The sequence below is a fragment of the Candidatus Symbiopectobacterium sp. NZEC151 genome (genome assembly GCF_025962655.1).
Taxonomy (GTDB): Bacteria; Pseudomonadota; Gammaproteobacteria; order Enterobacterales; family Enterobacteriaceae; genus Symbiopectobacterium.
In genome coordinates this window covers 547,222-559,327 of record NZ_JAGFPE010000003.1, presented here as the reverse complement: position 1 = coordinate 559,327, position 12,106 = coordinate 547,222, and the positions used below count along the sequence as shown (strand labels likewise).

At 55.5% G+C, this 12,106-nt stretch carries 11 protein-coding genes; 2 read left to right on the top strand and 9 right to left on the bottom strand.

Features of this window, described 5'->3' with window-relative positions; all coding sequences use genetic code 11:
- Positions 1-14: 14 nt before the first annotated feature.
- From dusB to msrP, 9 genes are all read right to left on the bottom strand, one after another.
- Positions 15-980: a tRNA dihydrouridine synthase DusB gene (dusB, locus tag J5067_RS13290; protein ID WP_264643819.1), complete on the bottom strand. Its 966-nt coding sequence runs from the start codon at positions 978-980 to the stop codon at positions 15-17.
- 628 nt (positions 981-1,608) lie between these two features.
- Positions 1,609-2,490: a 50S ribosomal protein L11 methyltransferase gene (gene prmA, locus J5067_RS13285; protein WP_264643820.1), complete on the bottom strand. Its 882-nt coding sequence runs from the start codon at positions 2,488-2,490 to the stop codon at positions 1,609-1,611.
- A gap of 17 nt (positions 2,491-2,507) precedes the next feature.
- The gene (gene panF, locus J5067_RS13280) at positions 2,508-3,959 is read right to left on the bottom strand and encodes a sodium/pantothenate symporter (RefSeq protein ID WP_264651295.1); all 1,452 of its coding nucleotides are present in this window, start codon (positions 3,957-3,959) and stop codon (positions 2,508-2,510) included.
- Complete coding sequence (locus tag J5067_RS13275) at positions 3,949-4,191, bottom strand: YhdT family protein (protein WP_264629236.1); 243 nt, start codon at positions 4,189-4,191, stop codon at positions 3,949-3,951. Before J5067_RS13275 ends, panF begins: the two co-directional genes overlap by 11 nt.
- Before the next feature lie 76 nt (positions 4,192-4,267).
- Entirely contained in the window at positions 4,268-5,611 is a 1,344-nt protein-coding gene (accC, locus tag J5067_RS13270; protein WP_264643822.1) for an acetyl-CoA carboxylase biotin carboxylase subunit, read from the bottom strand.
- Between the two features lie 29 nt (positions 5,612-5,640).
- Positions 5,641-6,105, bottom strand: a complete 465-nt coding sequence (gene accB, locus J5067_RS13265; protein WP_264643823.1) for an acetyl-CoA carboxylase biotin carboxyl carrier protein — start codon at positions 6,103-6,105, stop codon at positions 5,641-5,643.
- Positions 6,106-6,143: 38 nt separating this feature from the next.
- Positions 6,144-6,596 carry a type II 3-dehydroquinate dehydratase gene (gene aroQ, locus J5067_RS13260; RefSeq protein ID WP_264643824.1) on the bottom strand — a complete coding sequence of 151 codons (453 nt, stop codon included), beginning with the start codon at positions 6,594-6,596 and terminating at the stop codon, positions 6,144-6,146.
- Positions 6,597-6,826: 230 nt separating this feature from the next.
- Positions 6,827-7,426, bottom strand: coding sequence for a protein-methionine-sulfoxide reductase heme-binding subunit MsrQ (gene msrQ, locus J5067_RS13255; RefSeq protein WP_264651294.1), 600 nt, complete (start codon positions 7,424-7,426; stop codon positions 6,827-6,829).
- The gene (msrP, locus tag J5067_RS13250; protein WP_264651293.1) at positions 7,427-8,443 is read right to left on the bottom strand and encodes a protein-methionine-sulfoxide reductase catalytic subunit MsrP; all 1,017 of its coding nucleotides are present in this window, start codon (positions 8,441-8,443) and stop codon (positions 7,427-7,429) included.
- A gap of 286 nt (positions 8,444-8,729) precedes the next feature.
- On the opposite strand from msrP, the gene csrD reads away from it, so the two are divergent.
- Positions 8,730-10,664: an RNase E specificity factor CsrD gene (gene csrD / locus J5067_RS13245; protein ID WP_264643827.1), complete on the top strand. Its 1,935-nt coding sequence runs from the start codon at positions 8,730-8,732 to the stop codon at positions 10,662-10,664.
- Positions 10,665-10,981: 317 nt separating this feature from the next.
- Entirely contained in the window at positions 10,982-12,025 is a 1,044-nt protein-coding gene (gene mreB, locus J5067_RS13240) for a rod shape-determining protein MreB (RefSeq protein WP_004385136.1), read from the top strand.
- The last annotated feature ends 81 nt before the right edge of the window (positions 12,026-12,106 follow it).

Here is a 12,106-nt window from a genome sequence, read left to right as displayed (position 1 = left end):
AGCTCTTTTTCTGTTTACGCAAGATTTTCAAAATATGCCTCCAACGCCTCCAGCTGTTCGCTGGCATCCTCAATGGCGTTGAATGTGCGCCTAAACTGGTCATTGGGGGCGTTCTCCTGGAGATACCAGGAGACGTGCTTACGAGCAATACGGAATCCCTTGCCCGGACCATAAAAGTCGTGCAATTCCCGTATGTGCTTGAAGAGCAAACGCTTCACCTCTGCCAATGGCATCGGTGCCAGTTGCTCCCCCGTGTCCAGATAATGCTGGATTTCCCGAAAGATCCAGGGTCTTCCCTGAGCAGCCCGTCCTATCATCAGGGCATCTGCCCCGGTGTAATCAAGAACCGCTCTGGCTTTACGCGGGCTTGTAATGTCGCCATTCGCGATAACGGGAATGGAAACGGCCTGCTTAACCGCCCGAATGCTGTCGTATTCTGCCTCACCGTTGAACAGGCACGCACGGGTGCGGCCATGTACGGTAAGCGCCTGAATACCACAGGCTTCGGCCAGTCTGGCAATGTCTACACAGTTACGGTGCTCCGGTGCCCAGCCAGTACGAATTTTCAGCGTGACCGGTACGTCCACCGCCTTAACCACGGCGGAGAGGATCTGTTTTACCAAATCCGGATACTGCAACAGCGCAGAACCCGCCATCTTGCGGTTTACCTTCTTTGCAGGACACCCCATGTTGATATCAATGATTTGCGCGCCAAAATCAGTGTTGATTCTGGCTGCCGCTGCCATCTCATCAGGGTCGCTACCGGCAATCTGCACGGCGCGGATCCCAGGTTCATCACTGTGTACCATGCGCAGACGCGACTTATCCGAACGCCACACCTCCGGATTGGAGGAGAGCATTTCGGAGACCGTCATCCCAGCCCCCATCTCATGACAGAGCGTCCTGAACGGGCGATCGCTGACGCCAGCCATGGGGGCGGCAATCAATCGATTAGCTAGCTGAAATTGTCCAATGTGCATAGACAAAGAGTGACCATACTGTGTCTGCAAGGGCGCGTATATTACGCATTTTTTACGCCAGATGAAAGGCCAAACTTTGAGCAATTGAGCGGAACAGATCAAGGAAATGTGTCTTTGCGCGCTTGAAATTCTTAATTGTCTTTTTATTACAGCAAGTTATAAGAAAAGTCACTTATTGGTCCAACCATTGCACGATAAAACATTTCTGCGCAACAGTACGCAAATGCTGGGACAGGCCGCGCCCGATGGCGTTTTGCTGCGCAACAACCGGCGCTTTATCGCACAGCCGCTATACCCGTCATACTTCAAGCTGCAGGTGCGTTGGCTGCACTCGTTATTCGGCCCATCCCTGGGCCTCACCTCTTACGAGGCCGCCGCAGGCGGCGTTCAAATCTGCTCCCGGCAGATTTGTCACCCGAATCACTTACCTGAGTAAGCTCATCGGGATTCGTTCGCTTGCCGCGTTACGAGACGCATAAATGAGTCTCGCCCTAAAGGGCCAGCGCAAGCGCTGTTCAAAACGTAAACGTTTTGTCCTGCAACTCGAATTATTTAGGGTATATACATCAATGATTTTGACGAGTGCCGCCAACCGCCGTGAAACGGCTAAGGACACTCGCCATGATGCTTAGCGCTTGATGCCGGTAATGCGGCACCACTCCTCTTTCTCAACGGTCGGGTCGAGTTCGAACAGCTCGGTGTAAGCCGCTGCCACGTTCTCTGCCTGTGACGCCAGAATGCCCGATAACCCTAAATGCCCTCCCGCCTTGGGCAGTGTGCTAATCAGCGGTGCCAGCTCGCGCAGCGGGCCTGCAAGGATATTGGCAACCACAACGTCGGCAGAGAGATCGTTGGGCTGGTCTTTCGACAGATAGAGCGCCAGACGCTCTGAGACGCCATTACGCTGCGCATTGTCGCGGCTGGCTTGAATGGCCTGAGGGTCGATATCGATGCCAATTGCCTGTGCCGCGCCCAGTTTCAGCGCGGCGATCGCCAAAATACCGGAACCACAGCCAAAATCGATAACCGTCTTGCCTGCCAGATCCAGACCATCGAGCCATTGCAGGCACAGGGACGTAGTAGGGTGCGTGCCGGTACCAAAGGCCAGGCCGGGATCCAGCATCACGTTAACCGCGTTCGGATCAGGGATGTCACGCCAGCTCGGGCAGATCCACAGGCGTTTACCAAACTGCATCGGGTGGAAGTTGTCCATCCACTCCCGTTCCCAGTCTTTGTCTTCCAATTGCTCGATTTTATGGTGAAAACCGGCACCTAGCAGCGGCTCTTGTTCCAGTTGAGCAATCACGTCCGGCATCTCGGTTTCGGCGTCGTACAGCCCAATCACGTCGGTATCGCCCCATAAACGGGTTTCCCCCGGCAGCGGCTCGAATACCGGCGTATCGTGGGTATCCTGAAAGGTGACGGATACCGCACCGCTCTCGATAAGCACATCGCCCAATTGTTCAGCCTGCGCGCCCGTCGTATTAATTTTGAGTTGAATCCACGGCATAGCAGCCTCTGTTCCCGTTAATGTGAAGGTGTAGCGGCAGCGTTTGGCACAGGATTGCTGCCAAAACGGTTACCAATAAGAAATGCCAATAAGCTGAACGAAAGGGCGGGGACAATCGGGTGAAAGCCCGCCAGATTCAGCTTAAAGGTGGCAAGTAGGGTATAGCATAAGGCACCGACCATCATGGCGCTGAGCGCGCCGGTCGCATTGGCGCGTTCCCAATAAAGCCCCAGCACCAGCGGCCACAGGAATACCGCCTCCAGGCCGCCAAAGGCCAGCAGATTGAGCCAGATAATCATTTCAGGCGGTCGCCAGGAGGCCAGCAGCGTCAGCATACCCAGCAGCAGCGTGGTGGCGCTGGAGAGCCATTTGATATGGCGTTCACTCTGCGCTTGATGCGGTTTTACGCTCAGATACAGATCTTTGATGATGGTGGCAGACGCTTGCAGCAGGTGCGCATTAATGTTGGCCATAATGGCGGACATGGGCGCAGCGAGGAAGATGCCAGCAGCCAGCGGCGGCAGCACCTTCACCATCAGTTCCGGCAAGACCTGATCGGGAATGGTCAGGTTGGGCATAATAGCGCGCCCCAGCGCGCCTGCCAGATGCATGCCCAGCATCAGCACGGTGATCACGATGGTGCCGATAATGATGCCACGATGCAGCGCTTTGCTGTCTTTGTAGGAAATGCAGCGCACTGCGGTGTTAGGCAGGCCGATGACGCCGAAGCACACCAATACCCAAAATGACGCCATAAACGGGAAGGTAAGCGTCTGGCCGCTGCCGTGCGGGTCGACCAGTGCCGGATCGATCTGACGCAGCGTTTCTACCGCGCTGCCCAGCCCGCCAGCGGCAGAGATAATCGCCACCAGCAGCAAGACCGTGCCGATCAGCATCACCACGCCTTGCATCGCGTCATTGAGCACGCTGGCGCGAAAACCGCCGAAGGTGGTGTAAAGCCCTATCGTGACGCCGAAAATCAGCAAGCCAACGTCGTAGGGCACGTTAGCCGCAGTTTCCAGCAGGCGAGCGCCGCCGATAAACTGTACCGCCATCGCCCCGATAAAGGCCACCAGCAGGCTCAGACTGGCAAACCACACCAGCAGGCGGCTGCCATAACGGGCATACAGCATATCGTTCAGGGTAATGGCGTTGTAGCGCCGCGCCAGAATGGCGAATTTTTTCCCCAGAATACCGAGAGAAAGCAGCATGGTTGGCACTTGGATCACTGCCAACAGCACCCAGCCCAGGCCGTATTTATAGGCGGCACCCGGCCCACCGATAAACGAACTGGCGCTGACATAGGTGCCAATCAGCGTCATGGCGAGCACAAACCCACCCATCGAACGGCTACCGAGGAAATACTCGTTGAGGAAATTGCCTTCGCGGCGGCGCAGATAAGCGTAAATCGACAGCCCGAACACCAGCATCAGGTAGACGACCAGCGGCAGAATCACATCATTGTGCATCGTCGTCTCCCAATGGGATATCGCGGAACACCAGGTGCGTCATCAGCCAGCACAGCACGATAAACACCAGCGGCAGCAGCAGGCAGGAGAACTCAAACCAGCGCGGCAGCCCGGTCGGTCCGGCGGTATTGTCAGGCACGTAGGCGGTGACTATCCAGCCTACGAGGTAAAAGAGTGTCAGGAACAGTGCCCAGCGCGCCTCTTTGTGCGCTTGGGGGAAGCGTTTGTCCATGGTTTTTCCCTGTAAAGCAGTACCAGCAAGCAAAAAGGCCAGCATGGCTGGCCTTTATACGCTTGTACGATGCAGATTATTGCAGACCGAGTTTTTTCTCCAGATAGTGGATATTGGTTCCACCGTGCTGGAAGTTCTCGTCGCTCATAATCTTCAACTGCAACTCAATGTTGGTTTTAATACCATCAATGATCAGTTCCGCCAAGGCGTTTTTCATCCGGGAAATCGCGATATCGCGGCTTTCACCGTAAGTGATCAGCTTGCCGATCATGGAATCGTAGTACGGCGGCACGGTATAGCCCGCGTAAATGTGCGATTCCCAGCGTACGCCAAAACCGCCCGGTGCGTGGAAACGGGTGATCTTGCCCGGACTCGGCAGGAAGGTGTTGGGATCTTCGGCGTTGATACGGCATTCCACCGCATGACCGCGCACGATGACTTCTTCCTGTTTGATCGACAGCGGCTGACCGGCAGCGATGCGCAGCTGCTCTTTGATCAGATCGACTCCGGTGATCATCTCCGTTACCGGATGCTCAACCTGAATACGGGTGTTCATCTCGATAAAGTAAAATTCACCGTTTTCAAACAGGAATTCGAACGTACCGGCACCGCGATAGCCGATATCCACACAGGCTTTGGCGCAGCGATCGCCGATGTAGCGACGCAAATCTGCCGTGATGCCCGGTGCAGGCGCTTCTTCCACCACTTTCTGGTGACGACGCTGCATGGAGCAGTCGCGTTCTGCCAGATAGATGGCGTTGCCCTGACCGTCAGCCAATACCTGAATTTCCACGTGACGCGGATTTTCCAGGTATTTTTCCATATACACCATGTCGTTATTGAAAGCGGCTTTCGCTTCCGCACGGGTCATGAGGATGGATTGCTCCAGATCTTTTTCGCTGCGCACTACGCGCATGCCGCGACCGCCGCCGCCGCCAGAGGCTTTGATAATCACCGGGTAGCCGATGCGTTTACCAAAGGCGCGGTTCTTGTCCATGTCGTCGCCCAGCGGGCCGTCAGAGCCCGGTACGCACGGTACGCCCGCTTTCTTCATGGCAGAAATGGCAGAGACTTTGTCACCCATCAAACGGATGGTGTCTGCGCGTGGGCCAATGAAGATAAAGCCGGAGCGCTCAACCTGCTCGGCAAAATCGGCATTCTCGGACAAAAAGCCGTAGCCGGGGTGGATGGCCACAGCGCCGGTGATTTCTGCGGCAGAAATGATCGCCGGGATGTTCAGGTAGCTCTTGGTCGACTGCGCCGGGCCGATACACACGGTCTCATCGGCCAGCAGCACATGTTTCAGATCGCGGTCCGCGCTGGAGTGAACGGCAACGGTTTTGATGCCCAGTTCTTTACAGGCGCGCAAAATACGCAGCGCAATCTCTCCGCGGTTCGCGATAACGATTTTATCTAGCATGGTAAGCCTCGTTATTCGATGACAACCGGTTATTCAATGATAACCAGAGCCTCATCAAACTCTACCGGTTGGCCGTTTTCAAGCAGCACGGCTTTCACCACGCCTGCTTTATCAGCTTCGATTTGGTTCATCATTTTCATGGCTTCAACGATGCACAAGGTATCGCCGACGTTAACGCGCTGCCCCACTTCAACGAATGCCTTGGCATCCGGGCTTGGCGTACGGTAGAACGTACCCACCATGGGAGAGCGCACGATGTGACCGCTCACGGCCGCCGGTGCAGCGGCAACTTCCGGTGCCGGAGCCACCGCGTTTGCCAATGCCGGTGCAGGTTGCTGCATCATGGGCGCATAGGCTTGCTGCATCATCGGGTAAGCCGGTGCTACAGGGGCACGACTGATACGTACTGATTCTTCACCTTCTGAGATTTCCAGTTCGGCGATGCCGGATTCTTCAACCAGTTCGATCAGTTTCTTGATTTTACGAATATCCATGGATGTGGTTCCGTACTCATTTGTTGAAATGGGTTTATTTAGTTTGACGTGGACAGGCGTTTTACCGCCGTCTGTAACGCATAGCCATATCCATCCGCGCCCAGGCCGCAAATCACACCCACCGCCACATCGGACAGGTAAGAGTGATGGCGGAACGGCTCGCGTGCGTGCACGTTGCTCAGATGGATCTCGATAAACGGAATTTCCACGGCCAGTAGCGCATCACGTAATGCAACGCTGGTGTGGGTGAATGCCGCCGGGTTAATTAAAATAAAATCCGTGTTGCCGCGTGCCTGATGAAGCGTATCAATCAGCACATGCTCGGCATTGGATTGGACATGGGAGAAGTGTACATTGAGCGACTGCGCCTGATGTTCCAGACCGCTGACGATCTCTGCAAGCGTAGTGCTGCCGTACTTCTCTGGCTCACGGGTTCCCAGCAGATTCAGGTTGGGACCGTTCAAAAGCAAAATGTGAAATCTCTCTGCCATTGTGCCGCTATCTCCCGCGATACACCCAGTTTGTAGAAAAACGTGTCGCACAACATAGCGCGAAGCACATCGTTTGTCACCTTTTGGCAACGTAAATTGTTCACCGGGCGATAAGGTCGGGCATTATAACCATATCGTGGCAATTAGCAGCTAAATACTGGTCTTATCTCCGCAACTGGCTTTAACACCCCCGTCGCACGCGGCGGCGCGCTGCTGTCGCTTTCCCGGCATTAACGCCACCACTGGCGGAACTTTTTGTAACGCAGTGCTAACAAGAACAGCGCACCCAGCCCATAGATCACCGGCTGCGGCGATAAGATTTTTACTGACCACAAATAATGAATCGGTGCGAGCACCGCGATGGCATAGATAAGGTTATGCAAGCGCTGCCAGTTTTTGCCAAGCGCCCGTTGCGCCGCCTGAAATGAGGTTACCGCCAGGGCCAGCAATAGCAGCCAACTGAGTGCGCCGACTGTCAGGTAGGGGCGATTAATCAGCTCCTGGCCCAACAGCGCAAGGTTGGCGATCCCCAGTTCCAACAGCGCATAGCTGGTCAGATGCAGTGTAGCCCAGGCAAAACACCACAGGCCAAGCAAGCGGCGGCAGCGGATCAGCAGCGGCTGTTTGCCGTAGCGCGCCAGCGGCGTGACCAACAGCGTGCCCAGCAACAGCTTTAGCGCCATTCGTCCGGTAAAGTGCTGGATATCTTTGGCCGGATCGGCGCTCAATGCCCCTTGTTGAATGGCATAAAACAGCCACAGCAGCGGCAACGCGGCGGCGGCATGCAAGATGATTTTCAGCCAGAACACCTGGCGGAGTGTCAGACGCATTCAGAAATTATCCCGCAGGTTCAGACCGCGATACAGCGGTGCCACTTGCTCGGCATAGCCGTTAAACAGCAGCGTCGGTTGGCGCTGAACGTTAAGCAGTCCGCCTGCACCAATCACCCGTTCACTGGCCTGCGACCAGCGCGGATGGTTAACATCCGGGTTCACATTGGCATAAAACCCATATTCATCTGGCGCCGCCAGATTCCAGGTTGAGGGCGGTCGTTCGCGCGTAAAGCGGATTTTTACGATGGATTTGATGTTTTTGAATCCATATTTCCACGGTGTCACCAGGCGGATGGGCGCGCCGTTCTGCGGTGGCAAGGTTTTGCCATAGACACCGAGCGCCAGCAGGGTCAAGGGATGTAGCGCCTCTTCCAGGGTTAAGCCTTCTACATAAGGATAGTCAAGCCCGCCGCCGAGAAAGCGATCTTTCTGCCCCGGCATCTGTTCGGGATCGTGCAGGGTTTGAAAGGCAACATAGCGCGCGGCGCTGGTCGGCTCTGCGAACTGAATCAGTTTCGCCAACGGGAACCCTACCCAGGGAATCACCATTGACCAGGCCTCGACGCAGCGAAAACGATAGATGCGCTCTTCCAGCGGAAAGCGCTTGATAATGTCATCGATATCCAGCGTGATGGGCTTGGCGATTTCCCCTTCTATTTGTACCTTCCAGCCTTCCGTGCGCAACCCGCCTGCATTGGCGGCCGGGTCGGCTTTATCCAGCCCGAATTCATAAAAGTTGTTGTAGCCTGTCACCTTGTCTTCGGGTGTCAGCGTAAGTGATGTCGGCGCATTGTGTTCAGGTGTGAAGGTAAGCGGCGTGGGCGGTGGTGCCGTCGGCCTTTTTTTGCCGCCGCCGGTGAGCCAGTCCAGCACGTCCGCCTGTGCGCTGTGCGGCAGGCTCAGCGAGGCGGCGGCGATGCCCAGCGCTTTCATCACGGCGCGGCGCTGGTGAAAAATCCCCTCAGGGGTCACGTCGGCGGCGCTCGGTTGGCGTTGACGATGAGAATCAGACATGATGATGCTCCACGGGTTACAACGGCTGAATGCTATAAGTATGGAAGATAAGACGGCCTGAGCAAAAAAGAGTTCATTGCAGAGTGTTGCACGGTAAGCCTAAAGGGGAGCCTGACGGCGGATATCGGTTGCGAACACGCCACGATCGCGATGGGATTGTGACCGGAGAGGAAAAGTCAGGGAAAATCCTTTAGTGTCTATATTTGTAACAGGTAGTATTGGTGCTAGCGGTGAAAACGGCGCGGGGGATATCACCCGTGCGGCGAGAGGATGCAGGGATGGGCGAATGACGAAATTTTCTTCATTGATGACGATGGTACTGGTCGTCGTCATATCCCTGCTTTTTATCATAGGGTTAGTCACCATTGTTGACGATAATCTACAGCAGGTTGACAACCAGCTTCACGCTATTGCGACCAGTATCGATCAGGCGCTGTTGGTGCAACCTCCTGAACGGTTACGCTTTTGGCTGCCCTCAATGATGAAGGCGGCGGGGGTTGTGCTGCTGGAGATCCGCGATCTCGATCAAAACCTGCAATATTCGCTGCGACTGCCGGAGCTGATGAGCGCAGAGGGTGATTATGTGCACCACGTGATGCAACTGCCACTGATGCAAAACGCCGATTTCCGCGTCAATCTCACCTATCTTGATCCCTTTTTCGGTTCGCCGCGCTGGATTTTCTCCACCATCGCCATGGTGGTGGCGATGGCGTGCATGCCCGCGCTGCTGGTGTATGCCGTGCGGCGTTTTCGCCGCAAGGTGGCAGGACACGAACAGCTCGAGACGCGTGCCAACCGCATTTTGCGCGGTGAACGCGAGTCGGTGGCGCGGGGTTCGGTGCACGAATGGCCCGATAGCGCCAGCGGTGCGTTCGATCAGTTGCTGTCGGATCTCGCCGACGCTCGCGAAGAGCGCAGTCGACTGGATACGCTGATTCGCGCGTTTGCCGCCCAGGATGCGGAAACCGGATTAAGCAATCGCCTGTTTTTTGATAACCAACTCACCACACAGTTGGAAGACGCGGAAAATGTCGGCACCCACGGTGTGGTAATGATGATTCGCCTGCCGGATTTCGATACCTTGCAGGAAACGCACCGTTACGCCAATGAACTGCGCGAGTACCGCAATACGCTGGTCAATATGCTCTCGACCTTTGTCATGCGTTACCCCTCCGCGCTGCTGGCGCGCTATTTCAACAGCGATTTTGCCGTGCTGCTGCCACACCGTTCGCTGAAAGAAGCGGATATTATTGCGGCGCAGTTAGTCAAAGCGCTGGATATTCTGCCGATCACGCCGCTTATCGATCGCGAGGATGTGCTGCATATCGGCATTTGCGCCTATGCCAGCGGGCAGAGTTCTGAACAGGTGATGGAAAGCGTGGAAGATGCCACGCGCAATGCGGTATTGCAGGGCGGCAACGGCTGGTGCGTATTTGACCGGCAGGTGCCTGACAAGGGGCGCGGTAGCGTGAAATGGCGCACATTGCTGGAACAGACGCTGGCAAAAGGGGGCCCGCATCTGTACCAAAAACCGGCGGTGACGCGCGATGGCGTAGTGCATCATCGGGAAATCATGCCGCGTATTACCGATGGCGATCAGGTACTGTTGGCCGCTGAATATATGCCGCTGGTGCAGCAATTGGGGCTGACGCCCAATTATGACCGGTTGCTGGTGGCGCAAATCATCGCGCTGTCAGCCTCGTGGCCGCAAGAGACCCTGGCGATGCCCGTCAATGTGGATTCGCTGTTGCAGCGTCCTTTCTGGCGTTGGCTACAAGAAGTGCTATTGCAATGTCCGAAACAGCAGCGTCAACGTATATTGTTTGAACTTGCTGAGTCAGATGTGTGTCAGTATATCGAGCGTCTGCGTCCGATTCTGAATACGCTGGTGGGATTGGGGTGTCGGCTGGCGGTGACGCAAGCCGGGCTGACCTTGGTCAGTACCACCTATATCAGAACGTTGCAGGTAGAAATCATCAAGTTGCATCCGGGTCTGGTGCGGCGTTTTGAACGCAGAACGGAAAATCAGCTTTTTGTTCAAAGCCTGATTGAAGCCTGCAAGGGAACCTCCGCCAGCGTATTTGCCGCGGGCGTCAGAACCCAGGAAGAGTGGAATACACTTTCGAGTCGCGGTGTTTACGGTGGTCAGGGCGATTTTTTCGCGGCGTCTATCCCCGTCAGCGATGAGTTGAAAAAATATTCACCCCGGCGTCGTGTTTAGGATGAATGTCGCAGGTAAATTGACGTAGAATGCGTGGTTTATAAATCGGTTAGTGTCTGCATATTGCATGGACTGGCCGATAAAATGTTAGATTTTGTGTCCTGTGTTAACGCCATCCGGCTGCGTGAAAAAGCGGTAACTCGCTTTACCGCACAAAGAAATATCGCCCCGACCGTTTTTTCGGGGAACGCGATGCGTATGACACAGGGGAATTTTTCACCGATGCAGAGCGCTGTCGTGCCTTGTCGCTGCACCGTGTGGTTGGTAAAGTAGGCGGATTTCTTTTCGCCCCCAGCTTGCAGGATTATCCTTTCGTTATGTTTAAAAAATTTCGTGGCATGTTTTCCAACGACTTGTCCATCGACCTGGGTACCGCCAATACCCTGATTTATGTTAAAGGGCAGGGCATTGTACTGAATGAGCCGTCTGTGGTCGCCATCCGTCAGGATCGCGCCGGTTCGCCTAAGAGCGTCGCCGCCGTAGGCCATGAAGCCAAACAGATGCTTGGTCGTACTCCGGGTAATATCGCAGCCATCCGCCCGATGAAAGACGGCGTGATTGCCGACTTTTTCGTGACCGAGAAAATGTTGCAGCACTTTATCAAACAAGTGCACAGCAACAGCTTCATGCGTCCGAGCCCGCGCGTGCTGGTGTGTGTGCCGGTCGGTGCAACTCAGGTTGAACGCCGTGCCATCCGTGAATCTGCGCAAGGGGCCGGGGCGCGCGAAGTGTTCCTTATTGAAGAACCGATGGCAGCGGCTATCGGTGCCGGGCTGCCGGTTTCTGAAGCAACCGGCTCCATGGTGGTGGATATCGGTGGCGGTACCACGGAAGTGGCGGTTATCTCCCTGAACGGCGTGGTCTACTCTTCTTCCGTGCGTATTGGCGGTGACCGCTTCGATGAAGCTATCATCAATTATGTGCGCCGTAACTACGGCTCGCTGATCGGTGAAGCGACGGCGGAACGTATCAAGCACGAAATCGGTTCTGCGTATCCGGGCGATGAAGTGCGCGAAATCGAAGTACGTGGTCGTAACCTGGCTGAGGGCGTGCCGCGCGGCTTTACCCTTAACTCGAACGAAATTCTGGAAGCATTGCAGGAACCGTTGACCGGCATCGTGAGCGCGGTGATGGTTGCACTGGAACAGTGCCCGCCAGAACTGGCTTCCGACATTTCTGAACGCGGTATGGTGTTGACCGGTGGCGGCGCGCTGCTGCGTAACCTGGATCGCCTGCTGATGGAAGAGACCGGCATTCCGGTGGTGGTTGCCGAAGATCCGCTGACCTGTGTGGCACGCGGTGGCGGTAAAGCGCTGGAAATGATCGACATGCACGGCGGCGATCTGTTCAGCGAAGAGTAAGAGTGCCGAATAAAAGGAAGGGGAACCGTATGGGGAAACAGCGTTGTTTTTCATCCCGTAGGGTAGCCCCTCTTTTTTTAT